This is a genomic window from Novosphingobium aquiterrae, from assembly GCF_042434435.1.
GTDB classification, from domain to species: Bacteria; Pseudomonadota; Alphaproteobacteria; order Sphingomonadales; family Sphingomonadaceae; genus Novosphingobium; species Novosphingobium aquiterrae.
In genome coordinates, this window is sequence record NZ_JBHLTL010000001.1 from 412,017 (window position 1) to 438,604 (window position 26,588).

General features: G+C 64.7%; 18 protein-coding genes. 6 read left to right on the forward strand and 12 right to left on the reverse strand.

Going from position 1 to position 26,588, the window contains the following annotated elements:
* On the forward strand, window positions 1–816 hold the full coding sequence (locus ACFFF7_RS02065; protein ID WP_379479698.1) for a hypothetical protein: 816 nt from the start codon (window positions 1–3) through the stop codon (window positions 814–816).
* On the opposite strand, the gene ACFFF7_RS02070 is transcribed toward ACFFF7_RS02065, so the two are convergent.
* The 3 genes from ACFFF7_RS02070 to ACFFF7_RS02080 all read right to left on the reverse strand — a co-directional run bounded on the left by ACFFF7_RS02070 (window position 813) and on the right by ACFFF7_RS02080 (window position 4,904).
* Window positions 813–1,937, reverse strand: a complete 1,125-nt coding sequence (locus ACFFF7_RS02070; RefSeq protein WP_379479699.1) for an ATP phosphoribosyltransferase regulatory subunit — start codon at window positions 1,935–1,937, stop codon at window positions 813–815. The genes ACFFF7_RS02065 and ACFFF7_RS02070 overlap by 4 nt on opposite strands.
* A gap of 165 nt (window positions 1,938–2,102) precedes the next feature.
* A complete protein-coding gene (gene serA / locus ACFFF7_RS02075) occupies window positions 2,103–3,686 on the reverse strand; it encodes a phosphoglycerate dehydrogenase (RefSeq protein ID WP_379479700.1) in 1,584 nt (527 codons plus the stop codon).
* Window positions 3,687–3,782: 96 nt separating this feature from the next.
* Window positions 3,783–4,904: a phosphoserine transaminase gene (locus ACFFF7_RS02080; protein WP_379479701.1), complete on the reverse strand. Its 1,122-nt coding sequence runs from the start codon at window positions 4,902–4,904 to the stop codon at window positions 3,783–3,785.
* A gap of 162 nt (window positions 4,905–5,066) precedes the next feature.
* Here ACFFF7_RS02080 and ACFFF7_RS02085 point away from each other — a divergent pair, with 162 nt between their 5' ends.
* Complete coding sequence (locus tag ACFFF7_RS02085; RefSeq protein ID WP_379479702.1) at window positions 5,067–5,735, forward strand: extensin family protein; 669 nt, start codon at window positions 5,067–5,069, stop codon at window positions 5,733–5,735.
* A gap of 219 nt (window positions 5,736–5,954) precedes the next feature.
* Here ACFFF7_RS02085 and ACFFF7_RS02090 read toward each other — a convergent pair whose 3' ends face one another.
* The 6 genes from ACFFF7_RS02090 to ACFFF7_RS02115 form a co-directional block, all read right to left on the reverse strand.
* Window positions 5,955–6,698 (reverse strand): proteasome-type protease, encoded by a 744-nt coding sequence (locus tag ACFFF7_RS02090; protein WP_379479703.1) that lies wholly within the window; start codon window positions 6,696–6,698, stop codon window positions 5,955–5,957.
* 28 nt (window positions 6,699–6,726) lie between these two features.
* The gene (locus ACFFF7_RS02095; RefSeq protein WP_379479704.1) at window positions 6,727–7,542 is read right to left on the reverse strand and encodes a transglutaminase family protein; all 816 of its coding nucleotides are present in this window, start codon (window positions 7,540–7,542) and stop codon (window positions 6,727–6,729) included.
* Window positions 7,542–8,486 carry an alpha-E domain-containing protein gene (locus ACFFF7_RS02100; protein WP_379479705.1) on the reverse strand — a complete coding sequence of 315 codons (945 nt, stop codon included), beginning with the start codon at window positions 8,484–8,486 and terminating at the stop codon, window positions 7,542–7,544. The genes ACFFF7_RS02095 and ACFFF7_RS02100 overlap by 1 nt, the downstream gene beginning before the upstream one ends.
* Before the next feature lie 16 nt (window positions 8,487–8,502).
* Window positions 8,503–9,939, reverse strand: coding sequence for a circularly permuted type 2 ATP-grasp protein (locus ACFFF7_RS02105; RefSeq protein WP_379479706.1), 1,437 nt, complete (start codon window positions 9,937–9,939; stop codon window positions 8,503–8,505).
* An 82-nt stretch (window positions 9,940–10,021) separates the two neighbouring features.
* The gene (locus ACFFF7_RS02110; protein WP_379479707.1) at window positions 10,022–10,762 is read right to left on the reverse strand and encodes a lipase family alpha/beta hydrolase; all 741 of its coding nucleotides are present in this window, start codon (window positions 10,760–10,762) and stop codon (window positions 10,022–10,024) included.
* An 11-nt stretch (window positions 10,763–10,773) separates the two neighbouring features.
* Entirely contained in the window at window positions 10,774–11,307 is a 534-nt protein-coding gene (locus tag ACFFF7_RS02115; protein WP_379479708.1) for a DUF3617 domain-containing protein, read from the reverse strand.
* Between the two features lie 285 nt (window positions 11,308–11,592).
* On the opposite strand from ACFFF7_RS02115, the gene ACFFF7_RS02120 reads away from it, so the two are divergent.
* Both ACFFF7_RS02120 and ACFFF7_RS02125 read left to right on the forward strand, forming a co-directional pair.
* Entirely contained in the window at window positions 11,593–12,786 is a 1,194-nt protein-coding gene (locus tag ACFFF7_RS02120) for an acyl-CoA dehydrogenase family protein (protein ID WP_379479709.1), read from the forward strand.
* Window positions 12,787–12,913: 127 nt separating this feature from the next.
* Window positions 12,914–14,044 (forward strand): acyl-CoA dehydrogenase family protein, encoded by a 1,131-nt coding sequence (locus ACFFF7_RS02125; protein WP_379479710.1) that lies wholly within the window; start codon window positions 12,914–12,916, stop codon window positions 14,042–14,044.
* 6 nt (window positions 14,045–14,050) lie between these two features.
* Here ACFFF7_RS02125 and ACFFF7_RS02130 read toward each other — a convergent pair whose 3' ends face one another.
* Entirely contained in the window at window positions 14,051–14,419 is a 369-nt protein-coding gene (locus tag ACFFF7_RS02130; RefSeq protein ID WP_379479711.1) for a response regulator, read from the reverse strand.
* Window positions 14,420–14,560: 141 nt separating this feature from the next.
* Between ACFFF7_RS02130 and ACFFF7_RS02135 the strand changes: the two genes are divergently transcribed.
* Window positions 14,561–15,271: a Crp/Fnr family transcriptional regulator gene (locus ACFFF7_RS02135; RefSeq protein WP_379479712.1), complete on the forward strand. Its 711-nt coding sequence runs from the start codon at window positions 14,561–14,563 to the stop codon at window positions 15,269–15,271.
* A gap of 4 nt (window positions 15,272–15,275) precedes the next feature.
* Here the strand turns inward: ACFFF7_RS02135 and ACFFF7_RS02140 are convergent, their stop codons facing one another.
* Complete coding sequence (locus ACFFF7_RS02140) at window positions 15,276–18,392, reverse strand: TIR domain-containing protein (protein ID WP_379479713.1); 3,117 nt, start codon at window positions 18,390–18,392, stop codon at window positions 15,276–15,278.
* A gap of 262 nt (window positions 18,393–18,654) precedes the next feature.
* Here ACFFF7_RS02140 and uvrB point away from each other — a divergent pair, with 262 nt between their 5' ends.
* Window positions 18,655–20,844 (forward strand): excinuclease ABC subunit UvrB, encoded by a 2,190-nt coding sequence (uvrB, locus tag ACFFF7_RS02145; protein WP_379479714.1) that lies wholly within the window; start codon window positions 18,655–18,657, stop codon window positions 20,842–20,844.
* A 274-nt stretch (window positions 20,845–21,118) separates the two neighbouring features.
* On the opposite strand, the gene ACFFF7_RS02150 is transcribed toward uvrB, so the two are convergent.
* Entirely contained in the window at window positions 21,119–26,449 is a 5,331-nt protein-coding gene (locus tag ACFFF7_RS02150; RefSeq protein WP_379479715.1) for a putative Ig domain-containing protein, read from the reverse strand.
* Window positions 26,450–26,588 lie beyond the last annotated feature (139 nt).

Below are 26,588 nucleotides of genomic sequence, written 5' to 3' on the forward strand. Positions count from 1 at the left end.
ATGGGGCACGTAGCACAAACCGAGGCAGCCTATGTCATCAAGGCGGAAGAGATTTCCGCGTTGAATTACCTTGACCCCGATCATCCCCGCCCGCTGCTGACCGAATGGATCAATCGCGGCACCGACCAGAAGATGCGCCGCACCTCGATCGACCTGCTGCTGCGCACCATGACCGAGGACAGCCCCTCGCCTTCGGTCGCGCGGCTGCACCAATCGTCCGGGCTGCGGGTGATCTTTGCCACCGCGAAAGATCGCGATGCCTTTGCCAACGCCTTTGCCGGTGCGCGCACCCAGCTGGCGTTGCGCCGCGACTTCATCATCGCCACGATCTTCGACAGTCTGGACAGTGCGCAACACGCGGTCGGCGAACTGACCGCAGCGGGCATTCCCGAAGAATCGATTTCGCTGCTCCACCGCGCCGGCGATTTTTCGGTAAATGGCGATGAAAGCTGGAAGGGCCACAGCAAGATGAGCGTCGCCGCCGCAGTGGCGGGCGGCGGCATTGCCGGGGCCTTGCTGGGCATCGGGATGATGGTCATTGTCCCCGGCCTTGGCGCGGTTGCTGCGGCCGGGGCGATTGCGTCGAGCCTGACCTCGGTCGCCTCGCTCAGCGGGATCTTCGGCGCCACCGGCGGGGCTATGGCCAAGATGCTGACCGACCACGACGTCGACGGGCGCGAGGCGAATTATTATGAACGCCAGATCCGCCGCGGGCGCGTGTTCGTTTCGGTCGACACCCGGCTTGCGCCTGGCCAGGAAGAACTGGCGCGCCGCATCCTCAAGGATCGCGGCGGACAAACCGCCAAGGCAGCCTAAAGCCTGATCGCTTCGCCGTTCTCAAGCCGGTGCGTGCAGCCCAGCGCGCGCGCATCGCAGCTGTCGCACAGCGCCGCCACCGTACGCCAGCCGATCGCGCGCAACCGCGCGGCGTGGACCGGATCGTGGTCCAGCGGCAGGAACAGGGTGTCGCGCACCGGTTCTGTTCCGGCCAATGCATCGATCAGTGCGTCGGGATAGAGCGAAAAGCCTACCGCTGGCTCGTCCGGGCCGCCCGGCGCATTCGACTTGATCGTGTAACTGCCGCCGCGGCCCAGCACGCCGCCAAGGCCGTCGGCGTAGATCGAGAAGCCGAACCAGGTCTGGTATTCAAAGCCATGACGCTCCGACGGATCGAGCGTGACCCGCGCTGCATCGCCGACCCGCGCCGCGATGGTGCGCAGCGCGGCAATGCGTTCGGCCAGGGCACCGCCGGCATCGATCTCGGCCAGCCGCTCGATGGCGTCTTCGAAAGGTCCGATCGCGGTCAGCAGCGGCAAGTAGGCCTCACCCCCGGCCGCGACCAGGCCGCCGGCATCCTTGGCGTCAAGCTCGCGCCGGACCGCCTCGATACGGTCGCTGGGCAGCGGCAGTGCCTTGACCGCCAGAGTATCGACCAAGTCGGGCAGGGTGAAATCGACCGACAGCCCGGTCGCCCCGGCACTGCGCAGCGCCTCGATCGCCACCGCGACCACTTCGCCAACCGCAGCAACGCTCTCCAGCCCGATCAGCTCTGCACCCAGCTGCAGCCGCTCACGCGTCGGGTCGAGCCCGTCGCCCTTGATCGTCACAACCTGCCCGGCATAGCACATCCGCAGCGGCCGCGGCGCGGCGGCCAGGCTGGTCGAGGCGATCCGGCCAAGCTGCGGCGTCATGTCGCTGCGCAGCGCCAGGGTGCGCAGGCTGGCGGGATCGACGAAGCGGAACATCCGCCGCGGCTGAACCCCGGCCATCCGGCTGGCCAGCGACTTCTCGAATTCGATGCTCGGCGGCTGGACCCGGTCATAGCCGTGGGCGTCGAGCACGTCGATCACCGCACGCGTGACCCGCGCCGCTGCCGCCGCGGCGGGCGGCAGCCGGTCTTCAAGCCCCTCGGGCAATAGATCGCGATCGGTTTCCATAGCTCAAGCCCTGAAAGTGGCTTCCACCAATCTCCCCTCCCGCACACGGGAGGGGTCGGGGGAGGGTCTGTTAGGCATGGTTGCCCAGCAAAGCAACAGGCCCTCCCCTAGCCCCTCCCGCAAGCGGAAGGGGGACCATGATGCGCCGACTTCACAGCGCGCCGGTCAGAACCCCAGCGCCATCACCCGCTTGACCCCGGGGAGCGCGCGGGCCTTTTCGACCACCGCGGCCGGCACGGGCTCGTCGACCGAAAGCAGCAGCACGGCTTCCCCGCCGGCTTCGCGGCGGCCGAGGTTGAACGTGCCGATGTTGATGGCGTTTTCGCCCAGCAGGGTGCCGATCCGGCCGATGAAGCCCGGGGCGTCCTCGTTGACGATGTACATCATCGGCCCGTCGAGCTCGGCCTCGACCTTGATCCCGAACAGTTCGACCAGGCGCGGCTCGCTGTTGGAAAACAGCGTGCCTGCAACCGAACGTTCGCCGCTGTCGGTCTTGACCGAGACGCGGATCAGGGTGTGGTAATCGCCGGCCTTCTCGGTCTTGACCTCGCGCACTTCAAGGCCGCGCTCCTTGGCCAGGAACGGCGCGTTGACCATGTTGACCGTGTCCGACTGGGTACGCAGGAAGCCCGCCAGCACTGCCGCCACGATCGGCTTGGCATTGAGTTCGGCTGCGGCGCCTTCGGTGTGGATCGAGATCCGCGCCAGGCTGCCGGTGGTCAGCTGGCCGACCAGGCTGCCCAGCCGCTGCGCCAGCGCCATGTAAGGCTTGAGCTTGGGCGCTTCCTCGGCGCTGAGGCTTGGCATGTTGAGCGCATTGGTAACGCCGCCGTTGACCAGGAAGTCGGCGATCTGTTCGGCCACCTGTAGCGCCACGTTGACCTGGGCTTCGTTGGTCGAGGCACCCAGGTGTGGGGTACAGATAAAGCCGGGGGTGCCGAAGAGCGGCGATTCCTTGGCCGGTTCGGTCTGGAACACGTCGAGCGCGGCGCCCGCGACCTGGCCCGAATCCAGTGCATCCTTGAGCGCCGCTTCGTCGATCAGCCCGCCGCGCGCGCAATTGACGATGCGCACGCCCTTCTTGGTCTTGGCCAGGTTTTCGCGGGACAGGATGTTGCGTGTCTGATCGGTCAGCGGGGTGTGCAGCGTGATGAAGTCGGCGCGGGCGAGCAGGTCATCCAATTCGACCTTTTCGATCCCCAGTTCGACCGCGCGTTCGGGGCTGAGGAACGGATCGAAGGCAACGACCTTCATCCGCAGACCCAGCGCGCGGCTGGCGACGATCGAGCCGATATTGCCCGCGCCGATCAGGCCCAGGGTTTTGCCGGTCACCTCGATCCCCATGAAGCCGTTCTTGGGCCACAGGCCCTGCTGGGTCTGGGCATTGGCTTCGGGGATCTGGCGGGCCAGCGCGAACATCATCGCGATGGCATGTTCGGCGGTGGTGATCGAGTTGCCGAACGGGGTGTTCATCACCACCACGCCCTTGGCCGAAGCATAGGGGATATCGACATTGTCCACGCCGATCCCGGCGCGGCCGATGACCTTGAGGTTCTTCGCGGCGTCGATGATCTCCTTCGTCACCTTGGTCGAGGAACGGATGGCCAGGCCGTCGTAATCGCCGATCCGGGCGATCAGCTGTTCAGGGGTTTCACCGGTGATGACATCGACGTCGCAGCCGCCTTCGCGCAGCAGGCGCTCGGCATTGGGGTCCATCTTGTCGGAAATGAGTACACGGGGCTTGGTCATTCTATCCTCGTCATTCCCGCGAAAGCGGAAACCCAGTTCCCGCATTCGCGATTTGAGATGTCACGTGATGGGTCCCCGCATTCGCGGGGAAGACGGTCAGTTTTTGAGCGTTGCCCAGGCCCAGTCGAACCACGGTCCGAGAGCTTCGATATCGGCGGAATCGACGGTCGCGCCGCACCAGATCCTGAGGCCCGGCGGAGCATCGCGGTACCCTGCGATGTCAAAGGCCGCGCCTTCCTTCTCGAGCGCGCCGGCGAAGGCCTTGATAAAGGCTTCGTCCGCGCCTTCGACCGTCAGGCAGACCGAGGTCTTCGAGCGGCTGGCCTCATCCCCGGCAAGGTTTCCGAGCCAGTCGCGCTCCGCGACGATCTTCTGCAGCGCTGCGGCATTGGCATCGCTGCGCGCCTGCAGGCCCTTGAGGCCGCCAAGGCCCCTGGCCCATTCGAGCGCGAAGATGGCGTCTTCGACCGCGAGCATCGAGGGGGTGTTGATTGTCTCGCCCTTGAACACGCCTTCGGCAAGCTGGCCCTTGGAGACCAGGCGGAACACCTTGGGCAGCGGCCAGGCCGGGGCATACGTTTCCAGCCGTTCGACCGCGCGCGGGCCGAGGATCAGCACGCCATGGCCGCCCTCGCCGCCCAGCACCTTTTGCCAGGAGAATGTGGCAACGTCGATTTTCGACCAGTCGATGTCATAGGCAAACACCGCGCTGGTCGCGTCGGCGAAGGTCAGCCCCTCGCGGTCGGCCGGGATCCAGTCCGCGTTCGGTACGCGCACGCCGCTGGTGGTGCCGTTCCAGGTGAACAGCACGTCGTCGGCGAAGTTGACCTGGCTGAGATCGGGCAGCTGGCCGTAGTCGGCGCGGATCACCGTAGGGTCGAGCTTCAATTGCTTGGCGGCGTCGGTTACCCAGCCTTCGCCGAAGCTTTCCCAGGCCAGCGTGGTCACGCCGCGCGCGCCGAGCATGGTCCACATCGCCATTTCGAACGCGCCGGTGTCCGATCCGGGGACAATGCCGATGCGGTGGCTCTCAGGAAGTTGCAGCACTTCGCGCATCAGATCGATGCAGTACTGCAGGCGCGTCTTGCCGATCTTGGCGCGGTGCGAGCGGCCAAGCGATTCGGTGGCGAGTTTGGCGGGGGCATAGCCCGGAGGCTTGGCGCAGGGGCCCGAGGAAAAATACGGGCGCGCCGGCAGCGCCGGCTTGGTATCAGTCATGTATTCTCTCCTTGCAGAGAGCACGCGCGGCGTTGGGACCGCGTGGCCCGGAGCCGCACCTAGTGGCGGCTGGTCGCATGTCAAGCGAATGCTGGCGCGCAGTCGCTCCATTCGCCGCGCCGGTTACTTTCCGTTAACCATATCGGCCTTAGCCTGGCGGACGTGACCAAGCCCTATGCCTTGCTTCCCCTTGTGGCCCTGCTTGCAGCCTGCAATTCGATGATTCCGCAGGGCAATGAGGCTGTGCGCGCGCCGATCAAACGATCGACCACCATTTATACACCGCGCCCCGAAGTGGGGCGGTGTCTGGCGACGCTGGGCGCATCCCGGGCCAATTTCACCCCCCTGCCCGATCAGTATTACGGCGCCGGCTGTTCGACCCTGGGCACCGTGCGCCTCGCCAGCCTGCGCAGCGACGAAGCGAATCTGGCCTTGTCCAATCTCGGCCCGGTCACTTGCCCGCTGGCCGAAACCTTTGCCGGCTGGGCTCGCTTCGGGGTCGACCGGGCGGCGCAGCAGGTACTGGGCAGCCCGCTGGTGCGGATCGAGACGATGGGCAGCTACAATTGCCGCAATGTCGCGGGATCGGCCCGGCGCAGCGCCCATGCCACGGCCAGCGCGATCGACGTGTCGGGCTTTGTTTTGGCCGACGGGCGGCGGATCACCGTCTCGGGCAACTGGAACGACCAGTCACCGCGCGTTCGCCAGTTCTTCACCGCGATCCACACCAGCGCCTGCAAGCGCTTTGGCACGGTGCTGGGTCCGGCTTACAACGCCGCGCACCGCGATCATTTGCATCTGGAACTGAGCGGCAGCGCTTACTGCCGCTAATGCTCGATCGATCGAGGCCGGCCCGACGCAACAGCTGCGACCTGCAGACGACCCGAAAGGCGGGCCGGGCCTCGATCAACCAGTCGCGCGCCGCGGAGGGGGTATTGAACAGCGCGCCGCCGCAGCAATCGGAGTGCGGCCGACCATATCAATGCGCCGCCCTGCCGACCTGCACGAGATGGCTTTAGGTGCAGGTCGCCGCAGTCGCGGCAGACCGGGCTATTTGCTGTAGAGGCTGTAGTCAGGCAGGGCGTGGAACGCGTTCTTGAGCGCCTCGCTCCAACCCGCCGATACCGCCAGAAAATACGGATCCTGCGCATCGACCCGGCGCTGGTGCAGCGGTTCGAAGCGATCCTTCTCGATCACCATCAGATCGAGCGGCGGCCCGACCGAGAGGTTGGCCTTGATCGTCGAATCGAAGCTGACCATCAGCAGCTTGACCGCATCTTCGAAGCTCATCGCCGGATCATAGCCGCGCAGGATGATCGGGCGGCCGTACTTCGTTTCGCCGATCTGGAAGAAAGGCGTATCCGCGCTGGCCTCGATGAAATTGCCTTCGGGATAGACCAGGAACAGCCGTGGCTGCATGCCCTTGATCTGTCCGGCGACGATGATCGATGCGGTGAAGGTGCTGGCCGCCTGCTGACCATTTGTGGCATTGCTGCGGGCGATCGTCTCGCGCAGCAGCTTGCCCACCATTGATGCGACTTCGAACATGGTCGGCGCGGTAAGCAGCGAATTGAGCCGCTCTTCCGGGGCCTTGTTGCGCTCTTCGAGCAGGCCGATGACATTCTGCGTCGTGGCGAGGTTGCCCGCGGTCATCACCGTGATGATGCGCTCGTCCGGGACGGTCCACGAATGCATCTTGCGGAACACCGAGATGTTGTCGACGCCAGAATTGGTCCGGGTGTCGCTCATCAAGACGAGCCCCTGGTCAAGCAGCATTCCGACACAATACGTCACAGGCGAATCCCCCAGATTCGCTTCGGGCCTACTGTTCGGCGCGCTGTTGTTCAACTGCCAGGCGGACTTCGAGCGAGGTTTCCCCAGCTCCGTAGGACATTCCGGTCACAGGCGCCGCCTCGCGGTAATCGCGGCCCGTTGCCACGCGGACATAGCGTTCGTCCGGGCTGATCCCGTTGGAGACATCGAACCCGACCCAGCCGAGGTGGTCGACATGGGCCTCGACCCAGGCGTGTCCTGCCTGCTGCTCGATCCGGTCGGTCAGCATCAGGTAGCCCGAGACATAGCGCGTCGGCACGCCCAGCGACCGCGCTGCGCCGATGAAGATATGGGCATGGTCCTGGCACACCCCCTTGCCCAGCGCTGCGGCTTCCTCGCCCGAGGTGTGCACTCCGGTTTCGCCGGTGGCATAGGCGACATGGGACAGCACAAGCGACGACAGGCGGTGCAGCATGGCCAGCGTATCGCCGCGCGGCACGTCAAGCTCGCTCACGATCGCCCGCACGTTCTGTCCGGGACGGGTCAGCGGGGTCTGGGTCAGAAAGGCCCATTGCGGCATATGCCCGGAAATCTGCCCGATCACCCCGTGGTTGTCGGCAGTGGCGACCGTGCCGATGCAGCGGATTTCCACTTCGGTCGCGCCGGGCTCGACTGAAACCAGCGTTGTCCGATTGTGGTGATGATCGTCGTATTCCACCTCGCGCCGCGCGCCGCTCAGCTCCATCTGCCAGTCGAGCACACGCTGACCCTGGGTGTGCTTGGGGATCAGCCGCAGGCGCTGCAGGCCGTGCCGCACCGGCTGCGAAAAGCTGTAGCGGGTAAGATGTTCGATCCGCAGCCGCATCAGGCGTAGAACCTGTAATCGCGCTCGATCGCCTGGGCGACCTGGCGGTTGCACGACACGAAGTGGGTCAGGAATTCGTGCAGGCCTTCATCGAAAATCCCGTCGATGGTCAGCTGGTGCAATCGCGCGCCCAGATCGCGGACCTGCTCGTGCGCACTCGATTCACAGCCGTACTGATGCGCCAGGCCGCGCAGGTTGGAACGGACCTTGTCGATGCAGAAGGCCAGGCTGCGCGGGAACCGCTGGTCGAGGATCATGAACTGCGCAATCCCGCGCGGGTCCATCGCCCCGGCGTTGAGCCAGCGGTAGGCCCGTTCACCCGAGACCGAGCGCAACACCGATTCCCACTGCACGTTGTCCAGGCTCGACCCGACCCAGGCCAGCGAGGGCAGCAGGACATAGTATTTGACGTCGAGAATCCGCGCGGTGTTGTCGGCGCGTTCGATGTGGGTGCCGATGCGGAAGAAGTTGTAGTTCTCGTTGCGCAGCATCGACCCTTCGACCGCGCCGCGCACCAGGGTCGATTGCCGCCGGATCGTGGCCAGAACTTCGCCCAGCGACACTTCGCGGACCGGCTTGGCCAGCACCTCGCGCAGATTCATCCAGCTTTCGTTGATCGCTTCCCACACCTCACGGGTCAGCGCGGTGCGGACCGAGCGGGCGTTGGTGCGGGCATTCTCGACCATCGCCAGCACCGATTGCGGATTGCCCTTTTCGCGCAGCAGGAAGTTCCACACCTGGATGCCGGTGTAGGTGCCGTGACTGCGCTGATACGATGCGGTCTGGCCGACCGTCTCAACCACCGAGCGCCATTCCTCCTGGCTGGTCGCGGCATCGCGGGTCAGCGCCATGCGGTGCCCGGCGTCGAGCAGGCGCGCCGTATTCTCCGCCCGCTCAAGGTTGCGGGCCATCCAGAACACCCCGTTGGCAGTCCGCCCTAGCATGAGGAACCGTGGCCCATCAGTCTTGCAGCACCCAGGAATCCTTGGTCCCCCCGCCTTGCGAGGAATTGACCACCAGCGATCCCTGTTTCAGCGCGACGCGGGTCAGGCCGCCCGGCGTGATCTCGATCCCCTGCGGCGAAACCAGCACGAAGGGCCGCAGGTCAACGTGGCGCGGAGCGAGGCCCGCCTTGGTCAGGATCGGCACCGTCGACAGCGCCAGGGTCGGCTGGGCGATGTAGTTGTCCGGCTTGGCCCGCAGCTTGGCAGCGAAGGCGGCAATTTCCTTCTTCGAGCTGGTCGGGCCGATCAGCATGCCATAGCCGCCCGAACCGTGGACTTCCTTGACCACCAGATCGGCCAGGTTGTCGAGCACATAAGCGAGGCTATCGGCCTCGCTGCAGCGCCAGGTCGGCACGTTCTGCAGCAGCGGCTTCTCGCCGGTATAGAATTCGACGATCTCGGGCATGAACGAATAGATCGCCTTGTCGTCGGCAATCCCGGTGCCCGGCGCGTTGGCAATGGTGATGCCTCCGGCGCGGTAGATGTCCATGATTCCCGGTACGCCCAGCACCGAAGTGGGGTTGAAGGTCAATGGATCGAGGAAATCGTCGTCGACCCGCCGATAGAGCACGTCGATCGGCTGGAAGCCCTGGGTGGTGCGCATGCCCACCCGCCCGTCGACCACGCGCAAGTCGCTGCCCTCGACCAGTTCGGCGCCCATCTGGTCGGCAAGGAAGGCGTGTTCGAAATAGGCCGAATTGTAGATTCCCGGGGTCAACACCGCGACCACCGGCCGCGATCCCGCGCAGGCCGGGGCGCAGGCGGCGAGGCTCTTGGCCAGGCGGCGCGGATAGTCCTGCACCGGGCAGACCTGCAGGCGGCTGAACAGTTCCGGGAACATCGCCATCATCGTCTCGCGGTTCTCCAGCATATAGGAGACGCCGGAGGGCGTGCGGGCATTGTCTTCCAGCACCATGAACTCGTCCGGGCCGGTGCGGACCAGATCGATCCCGACGATGTGGGTATAGACTCCGCCCGGCGGGACCAGCCCGACCATCTGCGGCAGGAAGGCGGCGTTGCGCGCGATCAGCCGTTCGGGCAGCCGACCTGAACGCACGATTTCCTGGCGGTGGTAGATATCGTGGAGAAAAGCGTTGAGCGCGCGCACCCGCTGCTCGATCCCGCGTGACAGCTTGCGCCACTCCTGCGCGGTGATGATCCGCGGGACCATGTCGAAGGGGATCAGCCGTTCTTCCCCGGCATTGTCGCCATAGACGTTGAAGGTGATCCCGGTCTTGCGAAAGAACTGCTCAGCCTCCTGGCCCTTGCGCCGCAAAGTGGCGGGATCCTGCTGCGCGTACCATTCATTGTAACCGGCATAGCCTGGCCGCACGGTGCCGTCGGAACCGTACATCTCGTCATAGCAGGGGGGTGGCGCGCGTCCGTCGTTCATTCCGGAACACATGACTGCCCGATGACGGCGCGGAGTCAAGCGCTTGCTGCACCTGCGAACACGACGGGACGTGTCGCTAGGCCTAGTCCTGACCGCCGTCGAGCAGTTCGAGGACCACGCCGATCGAGCGCGGATCGGCCGAGAAGCCGATATGGGTGCAGCGCAGCCCGATTGCGCGGTCGCGCTCCTCTGGCTTGCCCCTGGCCGAGCGCGGCGCGACGATGCCGTCGCGGCTGCTCCACAGTGCCACTGTCGGAACCGGCGGCTTGGCGGCGAAATCAGCCTTGACCGGCGGGTCGGCAACGTCGTGACCGGTAACCAGATGATAGGCGCGCCAGGCGTTGTTGGCGTGGCGGTCGCCCGAAAAAGGCGTGCCCATGGTGATCACCCCGCCGACTGCATCGGGCATGCGGTGTGCCAGCTCGCGCGCGAACAGCCCGCCTAGGCTCCACCCGACCAGGATCACCTTTTGCCCGGTCTCGGCATGCAGGTCGGCGATCCGTGCACTAAGTCGGGCCAGGTTCTCGCTATCGGGCCCAAGGTTGAAGCCCTCGCCCCAATCGCTCACGGCATGGCCGGCATCGCCCAGCGCGCGGCGCAGATGGCGCATGGCGCGGGGGTGCGCGCCAAAACCCGGCAGCAGCATGACCGTGCGGGTCTGCGCGGCTTGGGGCACGCTTTGCTGGCGCAAGGCCAGCGGCGGCACCACGCGCAGCCCCTCGCCCAGCCACAGCCGCAACGACGGGCCCTTGACGCCCGGCGGTGCGGGCATCGTCGCCAGTCGCAGGCGCCGCGCCAGGGGTCCGTTCATTGCCAGGTTCATCGCTCGTATCCTCAGGAACAGTCCCCGATCCGCTCGTTGTTGACCTCGGCCTCGATGTGCATGCCCTTCATCGGCATGCCCGGCATCGAGGCGTCGGACTTCATGGACATTTTTGAACCGGTCGAGCTGAACGTACCATGCATCTCATAGGTCATGGTCATCCCGCGCCCTGTCTTGCAGGTCATCTTGGCATCGATCCTGCCACCGCTGGCGTTGAAATTGTCATAGCTGCAATCGCCCTGGGCGGCGCGCTTGTTCAGTTCTTCGAACCCCTTGTCGGCGTCGGCCTTGGTCAGGCAGAACTCGGTCGACTTGCCGGTTGTCCCGAACATGTTTTTCATCTGTGCCGCCCGGTCGGCCGGCATGCCGGGGATCGTGACATCAATGATCTTCATCGTTGTGCGGTATTTGCCGGGTTCGGGCCGATCGAGCTTGGCGACTTCGGCCTTCACCTCCTCTGCCGTCTTGGGGGTGTCGGACGACTTGCCGCAGGCGCCAAGCGTCAGCCCAAGGCCCAGCAAAGGCAGGAAGATAATTGCACGCATCGCATGGTCCTTTCACGGCCAGTTGAAAGGTCAGACTATCAAGCCGGTCTGAGCGTGCCAATGCCCATGGCTGCGGGCCGATTCGCCCGATTTGTCGCAAGCGGCTCTCAGCAGAGCAGCGCACTGCTTAACCGATCGATTAGTTTCGGGCTCGAGGCTGACGTTACGGCACCCTGCACTGCCTGCGAATCCTGTCCGAAAGTGCAGCGTGCCGCGCAACGGATTGCTTGCAGCAAGCCTGTTCCTGCGCCACTCTGTCCGCCAAGAGTTTAGCGGAGAGAGCCCATGGACCTCGAATTCAGCCCCGAAGAAATCGCCTTCCGCGACGAAGTGCGCACTTTCATCGCCGAAAACTATCCAGCCCAGCTACGCGGCAAGCAGGATGAAGGGGACGAACTGACCAAGGAAGACTTTCTTTCGTGGCACCGCGTCCTCGCCAAGAAGGGCTGGGTCGCCCCGGCCTGGCCGGTCGAATATGGCGGCACCGGATGGACCGTGACCCAGCGCTTCATCTTCTCGGAAGAAACCGCCCGCGCCGACTGCATCCGCCTGATGCCGTTCGGCCTGACCATGGTCGGCCCGGTGATCTACACCTTCGGCACGCCCGAACAGAAGGCCCACTACCTGCCCCGCATCCTGTCGGGCGAGGACTGGTGGTGCCAGGGCTATTCCGAACCGGGTTCGGGCTCTGACCTCGCCTCGCTGCGGACCAAGGCCGAACGCGACGGCGATCACTACGTGGTCAACGGCCAGAAGACCTGGACCACCATGGCCCAGCACGCCGACTGGGGCTTCTTCCTGGTCCGCACCGATCCCGACGCCAAGATGCAGGAAGGCATCTCGTTCCTGCTGATCGACATGAAGAGCCCGGGGATCGAAGTGCGCCCGATCATCACCCTGGGCGGCGAGCACGAAGTCAACGAGGTGTTCCTCGACAACGTCAAGGTGCCGGTTTCCAACCGCGTCTATGAAGAGAACAAGGGCTGGACCTGCGCCAAGTTCCTGCTCGCGCATGAGCGTGTCGGGATCGCCGGGGTCGCCTCGTCCAAGCGCGGCATCGAAAAGGTCAAGGAAATCGCCGCGACCGAAATCGACGGCGACAAGCCACTGCTGGCCAACCCGTTCTACCGCCGCAAGGTGGCCGAGCTGGAAATGGACCTGACCGCGCTGGAATTCACAGAGCTGCGCACCCTGGCCGGCGAAGCCGCGGGCAAGGGACCGGGGCCGGAAAGCTCGGTGCTCAAGATCAAGGGTTCGGAAATCCAGCAGCGCCTGACCGAACTGGCGCTCGAAGCGGCGGGGCATTACGGCGCGCCCTATTTCCGCGGTTTCGGCGAAGGCGACAACGAGCATCCGATCGGCCCCGACTGGGCCCACCGCACCGCGCCCAGCTATTACAACATGCGCAAGACCACGATCTATGGCGGGTCGAACGAGATCCAGCGCAACATCATCGCCAAAATGGTGCTGGGGCTTTGATTCAGTAATTCACCGTCACCCCCGCGAAAGCGGGGGCCCATCTCCAACGCCTGTAAATTCGGCGCAACCGCGAGATGGATCTCTGCTTTCGCGGGGATGATGGACAAGGGATGGAAGAGGACAATCGATGGACCTGAGCTACACCGAAACGCAGGACATGCTGCGCGACACCCTCGCGCGGTTCCTGGCCGACACCTATGACTTCGAAACCCGCAAGAAGATGATCGCCAGCCCCGATGGGCGCGATCCGGGGATCTGGCGCGCGCTATCGAGCGAGCTGGGCCTAACCAGCGCTCCCTTTGCCGAGGAATACGGCGGGATGGGTGGCGGTCACCTGGAAAACCTGATCATGATGGAAGAGCTGGGCAAGGTCATCGCGGTCGAACCGTGGCTGCAGACCGTCGTCATCGGCGGCGGCGCGCTGACCGCGGTTGGCGGCGCCCTGGCGGCAGAGGTCATCCCGCAGATCATCGCTGGCGACTGCGTGATCGCCTGGGCCTATGCCGAACCGACCGGGCGCTATGACCTGGCCAATGTTGCGACCACGGCTAAGAAAGACGGAGCCGGCTATGTCCTGAATGGCCACAAGGCGGTGGTCTATGCTGCGCCGTGGGCGAGCCACCTGCTGGTCACCGCGCGCACTGGCGGATCGCAGCGCGAGCGCGCCGGGGTTGACCTGTTCCTGATCGACGCCAAGGCCGCCGGAATAACCCGCCGTGACTATCCCACGGTTGATGGCTTCCGCGCATCCGAAGTCTATTTCGAGAACGTCGCCGTCCCGGCCGAGGCGCTGCTGCCCGGCGGGATCGACCTGATCGAGCAGATCGCCGACCAGGCGACCATGGGGATCTGCGCCGAAGGCACCGGGATCGCCCGCAAGCTGCTCGACGGAACGGTCGAATATACCAAGCAGCGCAAGCAGTTCGGCCAGCCGATCGGCAAGTTCCAGGCATTGCAGCACCGCATGGCCGACATGCTGGTCGAGGCCGAGCAGATCGCCTCGATGACGCTGATGGGCACACTCAAGCTGGATCTTCCCGCGGCCGAACGCAAGGCTGCGGTCAGCTTGGCCAAGGCCAAGGTGGCGCGCTCGATCAAGTTCGTCGGACAGGCCGCGATCCAGACCCATGGCGGGATCGGCATCACCATGGAACTGGCGATCGGGCATTATTTCAAGCGCGCAACGATGATCGAGAACCAGTTCGGCAGCGCCGACGCCCACCTCGACCGGTATGAGGCGCTGACCTTGGCGGCCTGATCCGCCTTAACCGGCGGAGTTCAGCACCGCAGCGAGATCGCCTGGACCATAGGGCCGCGTCAGAAAGGCGCGGTCGGTCCAGCGCGGATCGATGTCCGATCCGTCGGGGCGGCTGCTGACCAGCACGACTGTCGCGCCCACGGCATCGAGTGCTGCCATGACCGGGGCCAGGTCGTCTGCGCCCAGTCGCGCGTCGATCAGGCTCCAGTCCGGCGCGCGAACTGCAATCGTGTCGAGTGCGGTGTCGACCCGCGCCAAGGCCGCGACCTCGGCAAAGCCAAGCTCGAGCAGCATTTCACGCGTGTCCAGCGCGACGAGGCCGTTCGCCTCGATCACCAAGGCCCGGCCCATCGCCCGCTCCGTCGCCTTCTGCATCGAGTATCCACGACCTCCGGGGCCGCGATGTAGACAAGTCTACACAAGCCGTCTGCCCACTAGTGCGCGCAGGTCGGGAACAATCCCACCTGACGTCGATTTACAGCGTTACTGATCCTTTTCACTTTCTCGGGCTGCCTGATGACCATCGATGGAAATGACCTGCTGAGCGCGCTGTTTGAAGACCATCGGACGCGGCTTTCAAGCCGCGTTTCAAGCCAGCAACTGGCCAAGGGCCAGCTACTATACGATCCGGGCGATTCCATCGAATACTGCTATTTCCCCTGCGGCGCGGCGATGGCGACCTACTATGTCGTCATGGACGACGGGATGGCCGTGGAAACCGCCACGGTCGGGCGCGAAGGCGCACTGGGAGGCATTGTCAGCCACGGTCGGCTGCCCGCCTTTGCGCGATCCACGGTCCTGCAGGGCGGCACGTTCCTGCGCCTGCCGCTGAGGGAACTGGAACAGCTTAAGGACGACGTGCCCTCGATTGGCCGGCTATTCGATCGCTATGCCGACTGCTTCGTCGCCCAGGTGTTCCAGTCGGTCGCCTGCAACGCTTCGCACACCATCGAACAGCGCGTCGCCCGCTGGCTTAGTGCGGCGATCGTCCGCACCGGCGGCAACGATATGGCCATAACCCAGGAACAGCTTGGCGAACTGCTGGGCGTCGGGCGCACCTATGCCAGCCGCGTGCTGCAGCGCTTCAAGGAGCGCGGCGTGATCGAAATCCGCCGCGGCCGCCTGGTGGTGCGTGACGAAAAGGCACTGCACGACACCGCCTGCACCTGCAATGCCGTGATCGCTCACCACTTCAAGGTCGTGCTGGGCGGGATCTACCCCGACTGAGCGGCTATTTCTTTGGCGTCTCGGTTGCCTTCGGATCGGGCGCGCTGGCAGCAGACTTGAGCGCAGCCGTTGACGATGCCAGCAAGGTGCTGGCCTGACTGCGCAGGCCCCGGACCCGGGCGAGGCTGGCGCTGAGCGCGTTGGCGTCCTGCATGGCCTTGGCCTGAGCTGCGATCTGATCGGCTTCTGACGCCAAGGCTCGCGCGCGGTCGGCATTGTCCTTGCGCAGTTTCATCGACTGCCGCTTGGTCCCCGATGCGAACAGCCCCGGCTTTTCAAGCTGGGTCAGTCCGGCGATCTGGCTGCTGAGCCGCGCCACCTCGGTCCGCGCGGTGTCGATATCGACGCGCGCCAGCGAAAGCCGGTTCTGCATCTTCGCACTGTCGGCCGCCGCCGCTGCGCTGGCGCTGGCGGCCGCACTGGCGACATTCACGGCGCTGGCCTTGGCACTGGCCACAGCCGCGGCAACTGGAACCGATTGCAGGCGAACATAGGCCGCAACCGCGCCGCGCTGGGCTACCAGGGCCGTCACGGCATCGCCGGCCTGCTGCGCGGTTGCCAGTGCCGTCGCGATTTCGCCACGCGCACTGCGGGCCCGGCCCAAAGCGCGCTCCACTTTCGCCGCAGCGTCGCCCGACAGGCCCCTGCCCGCAGCGGCGGCCTGCTGCTGGGAACGCAGCACCCGGTCGGCATCGGCGCTGAGCGCCGGGCCTTGCTGTTGCACCAGTCCCAGCGCCAGCGTCTTGAGCTGGTCGGCCACGGCCTGATTGTCAGGCGCGACCTGAAGCTGCACCAGCAGCGGCGCCATCGACCGTTGCCCAGCTTCGAGCGCTGCCAGTTCCCCCGCAGATCGGCCGGCCGAACGCGATACGGCCAGCAAGGCGTCGATCGCCCCGCCCAGGGCAGGCACACCGGGCGCGGCAGCGCTGCCTTCGCTCAGCGGAGCGGCAACGCCCGATATAGCAGCCGGCGCGGCTGCCAGCGTAAATGAGGGGCCCTTCGTTTCGGGCGATCCAACCAGGCCACCCATCCAGGCGGCGGCTCCGCCGCCGACCAGCAGCAAGGCGCCGCCCAGCATCGCAAATTTCGGCACATTCGAGTGCCGCGCAGGTGTGGCGACACTATCGTCGTTGTCGGGACGCGACGCCGCCTTGGCCGGCTTGCCCAGCTTGCCCGGCTTGGGGACTGCAGCAGCGGTCAGGTAATCCGCCTCGCCGGGCGCTTCCAGTTCGCCTTGTGCAAACATCACCGGCTGCGCGGCAGGATCGCGATCGGGCACGTTTTGGATGTCGCTGCGCGCGGTCTCGACTGGAACCGACTCGCCCAGCGGCACTGCGGCCTTGGCCACCGGTACGTCCAGGACCGTGACTTGATCGTGCCCTGCACCGCTGTTTGCGGCGGCGGACTTGCGGGCAACAGGCATTTCGGCGATTTCGGCGCTGTCCGCAGATTCGGCCCCGGCTGCTCGCCAAAGGCGGCGCAGCGTGGTGATGTGCGGCTCGGTCCGTTCGCGCAGCAGCGCGTTGCGCTCGATCTCCCAGACATGGCGATCAAGCGGCACCGCCGCTTCGGAGCTGCGGATCTGGCGCATCGTCTCCAGCGCGACCTGGTGCTTGCCCAGGGTTTCGGCAGTGATCGCCTTCCATTCCAGCGCCACCGGATATTCGGGGTCTAGCATCAGCGCGCGGTCAAGCGCATCCTCGGCCGCTTCGGCCTGCCCTTCCAGCAGCAGGCACATGCCCAGATTGCTCAGCGCGACATTGCGGCCGCTGTCGAACGGTGAGAGCCGGTCCTGCTTGCGATAGGCTTCGACCGCTTCAGCCGTGCGCCCCAGCATCCGGTAGGAATCGCCCAGGATGCGGTGCGAGGCCGGCGAACTGGGCGCCAGGTCGACGGTCCGCTTGGCCAGACGCAGGCAGATCTCATACTCGCCCAGCCCCTGATAGGCCCCGGCCAGTTCCATCAGCACGGTCGGATTGTTGCCGTCGAGCCGCATTGCCTGGCGAGTTTGCGCCTGGATATCGCGGATCTGGTCCTCGTCGGGCCGCAGCCCCTTGCTTTCCGGGACCGCCGCCATCGCCGAGGCAAGCATGGCGTGGGCCAGCCCGACATCGGGCGCAGCCTCAACCGCCAGCCTGGCTTCCTCGACCGCCTGAAGCGCCCGCGGCTCATCGGCGCGCTGCGCCAATGCTGCGGCGCGCAGGATATGATCCCACGCCGAAAGCGGCGCGGTGCGGGCCATGGCCAGCGCCTGCTCGCGCTGGATGATCTGTTCGGAAAATTGCGCGGCGACGGCCACGGACAACCGGTCGCTGGAGAAATCGTCATCGCCGGTCGCGGCGTTCATCCGCATCGACCACAAGACGTTGCCCGATCCGCCATCGATCAACTGCGCGGTCAGGCGGTTGTCGGCGCCGCTGCGCTGCAGCCGTCCCTCGACCAGATAGCGCGCCTGCAGCTTCTGGCTCAGCTCCTTGTGATCGATCGCCTTGCCGCGCCCCGCCGCCATGGTTCGCGCGGCGACAACCTTGAAGAAACCGTTGGAAGACAGTTCGCGGGTCAGATCGTCGGTCAGATCCTCGGCCAGCGATTCGAAATCGGCGTCGCTGCCGCGCCAGCCGAAGGGCAGGATGGCCACGGCCGCACGGCCCAGATTGCCCGGCGCAGCCGCAGCCGTTTCCGGCGCTGCAGTTGCAGGTGCGGGTGCAGGCGGCTCCACTTCGGCGATGCCAGCCTTGCGTTTGACATCCGAAACCAGGGCCAGCCAGGCCTTGTCGGTGACGTCGCCGCGCCAGTGACTCATCTCGGCGGTTTGCTTCAGCTCGAACATGACGGGACGATCGCATGGCTCGATCATGACCGGCATCAGCGTCTGGCCGCGATCGGCGATCGTCGCTTCGGCCCGGACCCAGCGCGAAATGACCGAGCGCGGCGACCACAGCACCACAACCGCCTTGGCCGTGCGCAGCGAATGTTCGGTAACCGCGTCATAGTCCTCGCCGGAGCGCAGCGTCGCGTCCCACCAGACCTTCAGGCCGGCCGCCGTAAAGGCGTCGGCATACAGACGCGCTATCGCCGCATCCTCGCGATTGTAAGAAATAAATATATCCGGACCGCTCATTTCACCCTCACAAAGGCGTGCGAGACCTGATCCCATAAGGCCGTCCGCACCACCCATTACGGTAACTTGCGCATTATCAATTGCGCTGGAATCGGCGACCCAAGCCCGAAGAGTGTTGCAAGATTGGCCGGAATGCAAGCGTTGCGAAGCGCAACTGTCCCCCTGAGAGACAGTGTTACAGTCTATGCTGTTGGCATGGCGCGAAAAATGCCTTGGCCGGCGCAGCTTGCGCGGACCTGCTTTGTTCCCCATATTCGCCGTTATGGCCGAACTTATCATCCGCCGCGGGCTGGAAGAGCCCGACACAACCGGTGCCTTCGTCCCCCACAAGCCTGCGCGCCCGGAGAAGAGCGACGGCGGCCGCCGCTTCAAGATCGTCTCCGACTATCAGCCGGCCGGCGACCAGCCGACGGCGATCGCCGATCTGGTGGCAGGGATCCAGTCGGATGATCGCACCCAGGTGTTGCTTGGCGTAACCGGCAGCGGCAAGACCTTCACCATGGCCCAGGTTATCGAGGCGACGCAGCGCCCGGCATTGATCCTGGCCCCTAACAAGATCCTCGCCGCGCAGCTCTATGGCGAAATGAAAAGCTTCTTTCCCGAAAACGCCGTCGAATATTTCGTCAGCTATTACGACTACTACCAGCCAGAGGCCTACGTGCCCCGATCGGATACCTACATCGAGAAGGAAAGCTCGGTGAACGAGGCGATCGACCGGATGCGCCATTCGGCCACCCGGGCGCTGCTCGAACGCGACGACGTGATCATCGTCGCCTCGGTTTCGTGCCTCTACGGTATCGGCTCGGTCGAGACCTATTCGGCGATGATCTTCGACATCAAGAAGGGCGAGACGGTCGACCAGCGCGAGCTGATCCGCAAGCTGGTGGCGCTGCAATATAAGCGCAACGACGCCGCCTTTGCCCGCGGCAATTTCCGCGTGCGTGGCGACAACCTCGAACTGTTCCCGTCACACTATGAGGACATGGCCTGGCGGGTCTCGTTCTTCGGCGACGAGATCGAATCGATCGTCGAGTTCGATCCGCTGACCGGCAAGGCCGGGGCGAGCCTCAACACCGTGCGGGTCTATGCCAATTCGCACTACGTCACCCCCGGCCCGACGATGAAGCAGGCGACCGAGGCGATCCGTTTCGAGCTGACCGAGCGGCTCAAGGAGCTCGAGGCCGAGGGCAAGCTGCTCGAGCATCAGCGGCTGGAGCAGCGGACCAATTTCGACCTCGAGATGATCGCCGCGACCGGCAGCTGTGCGGGAATCGAGAACTACAGCCGCTTCCTCACCGGGCGCCTGCCGGGCGAGCCTCCGCCGACGCTGTTCGAATACCTGCCCGACAATGCCCTGCTGTTCGTCGATGAAAGCCACCAGACCGTGCCACAGATCGGGGCAATGTCCAAGGGCGACCATCGCCGCAAGATCACCCTGGCAGAATACGGCTTTCGCCTGCCCAGCTGCATCGACAACCGCCCGTTGCGCTTCAACGAATGGGACGCGATGCGTCCGCAGACAGTTGCCGTCTCTGCCACCCCCGGTGGATGGGAGATGGAGCAATCGGGCGGAGTCTTCGCCGAGCAGGTGATCCGCCCGACCGGGCTGATCGACCCCCCGGTCGAAATCCGCCCGGTCGAGGACCAGGTCCAGGACTGCATCGAGCAGTGCCGCAAGACCGCGGCTGCGGGCTATCGCACCCTGGTCACCACACTCACCAAGCGCATGGCTGAGGACCTGACCGAATTCATGCACGAGGCCGGTCTGCGCGTGCGCTACATGCATTCCGACGTCGAAACGCTCGAGCGGATCGAACTGATCCGCGACCTGCGGCTCGGCGTCTATGATGTGCTGGTCGGGATCAACCTGCTGCGCGAGGGGCTCGACATTCCCGAATGCGGACTGGTGTGCATTCTCGATGCCGACAAAGAAGGCTTCCTGCGCAGCGAGACGTCACTCATCCAGACAATCGGCCGCGCCGCGCGCAACGTCGACGGGCGGGTGATCCTCTATGCCGACCGAATCACGGGATCAATGGAACGCGCGATGGCCGAAACCGACCGCCGCCGCGAAAAGCAGCACCAGTACAACCTTGAACACGGCATCACGCCAGAGACGATCAAGCGGGACATTCACAACATCGTCGCCGATACCGCCAGCCGCGACGGGGTGCTGGTCGAGATTGAGGCCGAAGGCGCCAACAACCTCGTCGGCCACAACCTGCGCGCCTACATCGAGGAACTGGAAAAGAAGATGCGCACCGCTGCAGCCGACCTTGAGTTCGAAGAGGCCGGACGACTGCGCGACGAGATCAGGCGGCTGGAAGCCGATGAGCTGGGCATTCCCGACGGCGAGAAGCGCGCGCCGATTGTGGGGCGCAGCAACGAGGGCAAGCCGGGAACGCGCAAAGGCCGGTTCGGACGGGAGAGCAAGCGCAAGTGGGGGCGGTAAGCGTCCGACATCGCTTGGTTGACGCAGGTTGCGTTTGTTAAGCGCCACGGATCCTTGTTCTCAAGCTCAGGGGACGATTCAACTCCGGTAAAGTCAGTTAATTGGCGGCTTGTTCGGGCCGGTTTGCGGCGGCGCGGCATGCGGCGCGGCCGGGTGCATCACCGACCTGCTGGTCGCGGCATTGCTCAGACAAGTCCAACGCTCACAATAGGGCAGCATTACCCCAGGCGGCCTGCGGCGCGAATTGAAGCGTCGCACCGCAGAGCCGCCAGGATCAGAACCGCACCTTCACTCCGAGGCGGATCGAGTTGTCACCAAGGCTGTCCGACCCGGTGCGATAGCCATATTCGGCGTCGATCGACCAGTTAGGAACCAGCACCAGTTCACCGCCGATCCCGATCATGAACCGGTCCCGGTCGAACCCATTCAGCGTGATGGTCGAGAACTGGCTGGTGGCCAAATCGGCATAGCCGACACGAGCCAGCGAGTCCGACTGCAAATCGCGCTGGTATTCGAAATGAACGAGCGGTGAAATCCGCCCGTTCTCAATCTGGAAGTGCTTTTCGAAGCGCGCACCCACGGCAAGTGTGGTGGTGTCCACCCGTTGATCGAGGAAGCGCAGGTCGAAAAGCGAACCACTGCTTTCGGCATAAGCGGCCAGATTGCCCCGGGTCATGTCAAGCTTGAGGTAAGGGGCAAAGCGCCATTCCTCGCGATCCAGGTCAGCCATCGCGCTGATCGAGCCGAACCACTGGTGGCCATCGCGGTTCGATTGGACAGTATCTTTGGTCGAAGTGACGTAGCGGCGGATGCCGAAATCGATCCACTGATAGCCGGTCAGCCAGTCGACGAATATCGCGGGAGCAATCCGGTGGCTGGCGTAAACCACCACCGACTTGCTGTTACCCCGGATACCCGATCCGTTATCACCAATGTCCTGGCGTTCGTGACTGAAGCCCAGTCCGATGCCGCCGGAGAAGCTGGGGCTGAAGCGATAGTCCATTCCCATCGAGACGCCTTGGGTCAGGAACGAATATGAAGGCCTGCCGGTGGTGGCATCACGATCACCAAAGCGGATCGTTCCCGAGGTCCAGATCCCGGTGCGTCCGCTTTCATCAGTTGTCGCTGGTTCGGCCTTGTCCGGCGAACCGTCGGCTGCATTCAAGGCCGGTCCGCGCCCATCGACGCTGCAGGCAGGCGTGCTGCGCTGGATCTGGATATCGCGGCACAGCGAAGAGGTTTGCGCCAGGCGCATGCCGTTGCTGAACCCGCTGGCATCGGCGCTGTGCAATTGTTGCAGCCGCTGGTGGAAGTTCTCGATCTGGGTCTGGGCTACACGGCGGGCGATCGCTGCCTGAGCCGCGACCAGACCACGCACTTCGGGATCGCTCGCCGGATCAGGCCGCGCGATCACATTGAAGGTATAGGCCCGCGATCCGCTGCCCGGGGTTCCCCCGGTGCTGTCGGTCGCGGTGACGGTCAGGTTGAACACCCCACCAACGCTTGGTGTGCCGGTAATCGCGCCCGTGTTCGGATTGAGCGACAGTCCGGTTGGCAGAGCGCCCACCGAGATGGCGAAGTGATAGGGCGCGATGCCGCCGCTGGCAGTCAAAGTCTGGCTATATGCGACACCGAAGTGCGCTGCAGGCAGGGTGGCTGGCGTAATTGTCAGGCCGGGTGCGTTGATCGTCAGGCTGTAGGCCTGCGCACCGGTCTGGCCATTGGCATCCGCCGCCGTGACGGTGAAGTTGAAGGTCCCCGAACTGGTCGGCGTACCGGAAAGCAACCCGGCAGTCGAAAGGGTCAGGCCCGGCGGTAGCGTCCCTGCGGTCACCGAGTAGGTGTAACTGGCGATGCCGCCGCTGGCAGTCAGCTGCTGATTGTAGGCCGCGCCACCGGCACCGGCAGTCAAAGTCGTCGGCGTGATGGCAATGGCTGGCGCCGGAACGCTGACGGTGTAGTTGGCCGAAGCAGTATAGGGCGCGCCCGGGCCGGTGGAGCCGGTGTCGGTTGCCGTCACTGTGATGGTATAGCTGCCCGGCGCAGTGGGGGTGCCCGAAATGGTGCCGGATCCAGCGGTGAAGGTCAGCCCGGTCGGCAAGGCGCCGGTGATGGCATAGCTGTAGGCGCCAATCCCGCCGCTGGCCGTGAAAGCCTGGGTGAACGGAGCGCCATAGGCTGCAGTGAAGGTCGTGGCCGCCGGGGTCAGCGACAGGGTCGGCGCAGCGATGTTGAGCACGAAGGCCTGACCCACGGAGAAGGGGCCGTTACCCGTGCTGGAATCGTTAGCCGATACGTTGAGGTTGAACGATCCTGCCGTGCTCGGCGTGCCCGATATGGTCACCGAACTGGCGGTGGTTCCGGTGATCGCCAGTCCTGCAGGCAGACCCGTCACCTGATATCCGGACCAGGGCGAGGCCCCTCCATTGAACGTGAAGGTGTTGGAATAGGGCGCCGCGACAGTGCCGCTGAACCCGCTGCCCGCGGTAATGGTGACAACCGGATTCTGCACCGTCACGCTGACGGTGGCCGGAGCCGAAGTGCCGGTTGCGTTGGTGGCGGTATAGGCAAAGCTGTCAGGCCCGGCATAGCCGCTCGAAGCCTGATAGGTGATCGTGGTGCCGCTGACCACCGCGCTGCCATGAGAGGGAGCCGTGGTTATCGCGAGGCTGGCGGCAGGACCGCCCGACAGGCTGAGCGGGACATTCGTGGACGCCGCGTTGTAGGCCACGGTCAAGTTGCTGTTGCCGGCAACTGGTGCGGCAATGGCAATCGCGATCGAATAGGACTGGGTGGCGGTATAGGGCCCGCTCCCAGTGCTGCTGTCGGTTGCGCTGACCGAGAAGTTGAAAGTGTCGGTTGCCGTCGGCGTCCCGGTGATCGCGCCACTTGACGGGCTGAGCGCGAGTCCGCCCGGCAACGCCCCGGCAGTAATCGCATAAGAATACGGTGCGGTGCCACCGCTGGCCGGGGTGATGCTGGCCGAATAGGACACACCATCGGTCCCGCCCGGCAGACTGGTCGGAGGCAACGTGACTGTCGCGCCGGCAATCGTCAGGCTATAGTTCTGGCTACCCGAGAACGGACCGGGTGCGCCCGAACTGTCGGTAGCGGTAACAGTGAAGTTGAAGGTGCCCCCCGCAGTCGGCGTACCCGATAGGGTGCCGCCGCTCGACAGAGTCAGGCCTGCCGGGAGCGCACCCGCCGTGATCGAGAAACTGTAGGGGCTGGTGCCGCCCGAAGGGGTGATGGTCTGGCTGTAGGCCGTGCCCACGGTGCCGCCCGGGATCGAACCCGGTGTCAGGGTGACCGGGACATCGTCGTTGGTGATGGTCCCCAGGCCCTGGTTGTCGGCAATCGTGGCGTTTGTCGCACCTGAAATGTTGACGAAGTAGGTCTCGTTCGCTTCGGGCGCGGTTTCACCAATCACCGGAACGGTGATGGTGCGCGTGGTCTGGCCCGGGGCGAAGGTCAAGGTGCCGCTGGTGCTTGTGTAGTCAGCGGGCTGCGTTGCCGTGCCATCGGCGGTGGCATAATTCACGCCGACGCTCTGCCCGCTCGCCGCGCTGAGCGTGACGGTGAACACCGCATTGGTGGTGCCGCTGTCGCCCTCGATCACGGTGACGTCATTGATCGAGAGGCTGGGCAGCGCATCATCGTTGGTGATCGTGCCAACGCCCTGACCATCCACCACGACAGCGTTGGTGACGTTGGTAACATTGACGAAGAAGGTCTCGCTGGGTTCGTTGAGCGTGTCGCCGTTGACCTGCACGGTGAAGGTGTAGGTCGACGAACCCGCGGGGATGGTCTGGCTGGTCAGTGTCTGGGACACATAGTCAACGCCGCCTGTTGCCGAACCGTTGGCCGTGGCAATGTCAAAGCCTACCCCACCCGGGCCGGCCGGTGCCGAAAGCGCTACCGTGAAGGTATAGTTGGTCGTGCCGGCATTGCCTTCGGCGACGGTAACGTCGTTGATCGACAGGTTGGGCAGATCGTCATTCAGGATCGTGCCGACTGCGGAACCGGGAACCCCGACAGTATAGCCGGTGCCCGCGCCAAGGGTCAGCGAAACGGTCTCATCGGATTCGATGGTCGCATCGGCGGTAGGGTTCACAGTGATCGTGCCACTGGTCGAACCCGCCGGAATGGTCAGCGGCGAGGCGATCGTGGCGTAATCCGTGCCGTTGATGGCCGTTCCGCCAATCGTGTAGTTAACCACGATCGCGTTGAACGCCGCCTGGTTGAGCGCAACGGTATAAACCAGATTGGGCGCACCGTCTTCCGCAACCGCCGCCGGTGTTGCGCTGATTGTCACCTGCGGCACATCGTCGTTGATAATGGTGCCGGTCGCCGCCGCGGGCGCTCCAACCGTGTAGCCGCTACCGGCGGCAACGCTCAGGGTTACGGTCTCGTCTGGCTCGATCGTGCCATCAACGGTGGGATTGATCGTGATCGTCGCGCTGGTCGAGCCAGCCGGAATCGTCACCGAGGTTACATTGCCGCTGTAGTCGGTGCCCGCCGTCGCCGTACCCGCGGTGGTGATGTTGACCGTTGTCGGCGAAGCTACCGCTGAGCTCAGCGACACGGTGTAGGTCAGGTTGGATGCGCCGTCCTCGGAAACGGTGGCCGGGCTGACCGCGATTGAAGCGGTTGGCGCGCTGATCACGTTGATGGTCAGGTTTTCCAACTCGAAATACTGACCCGGCCCGGTGCTGGCGTCGGTAACGCGCAGCTGCACTGTGGCGCTGCCGGTGGTGGTCGGCGTGCCGGTAATCAGCCCTCCAGTCGACAGACTGAGCCCGAAGGGCATCGGTGCACCGGGCGGTTCTGTGGCATAGATATAGGGAGATACTCCGCCCACGGTCGCCAGTTGGGTCGACGCAGGACTGTTCGCAACCAGAGTGATCGTGCCGGATGCCAGCGCCAAACTGGGATTGGCGACGTTTCCGGTATAGCCCTTGTCAGTGAACTGGGCAGTGGGCGCAGTCGAATCGGTTGAGCGGACACTAAAAGAGTAGGCACCGCGTTGTTTCGGAGTGCCGCTGATGATGCCGCTGCCGGACAGCGTCAAGCCGACAGGCAATGCGCCATTCTGCAGCGTGTAGCTGTAAGGTCCGGCTCCGCCGGTGGAAGTCAGCGTCTGCGAAAACGAAGTACCTGCTGTCATTGATGGCAGGGAGCCGGGCGTGACGATGATCGGTGATGTCGGGCCTGTTATGGTGATGGTGACGCCGACCGTATCAGGTCCGAAATTGCCAGAAGCGTCAGTGAATTCGAAATAATCCGATGTCGCGCTGTCACCGTTGTGGCTGTAGTCGACTACCCATTGGCTTCCCGAGATGCGCAGGTTTGCCGAACCGTGTTGCGGTTGGGCCGGACCATCCACCGGACCAACTCCGGCAAAGCCGATCCCCAAAGGTGTGCAGTCCGTGACATTGATGGTGACGGTACCGCCGGTGGTCACGGTCCCGGCTTTGGCAGTACAGGCTACTGAATTGTGTGCTGCGAAGGCTGGTTGAGCGGTTAGCGCCAACATGGCGGCCAGCATCAGCGCGAAAGCCCAGACAGCACGCACCAAATGAAGCCGGTCAAAGGTAGAATACATACAGGATTTCCCACTCAATCCGTTTGCATATCGCAAGAGCAGCAAAGGCTCAGGCAATCAAAAACATACCGGCAACCCGGTACCGGGCGCGACCCCTGCGGGGCGTGATCTATGGTCGGCGATGGAGGGATGCCTAGTC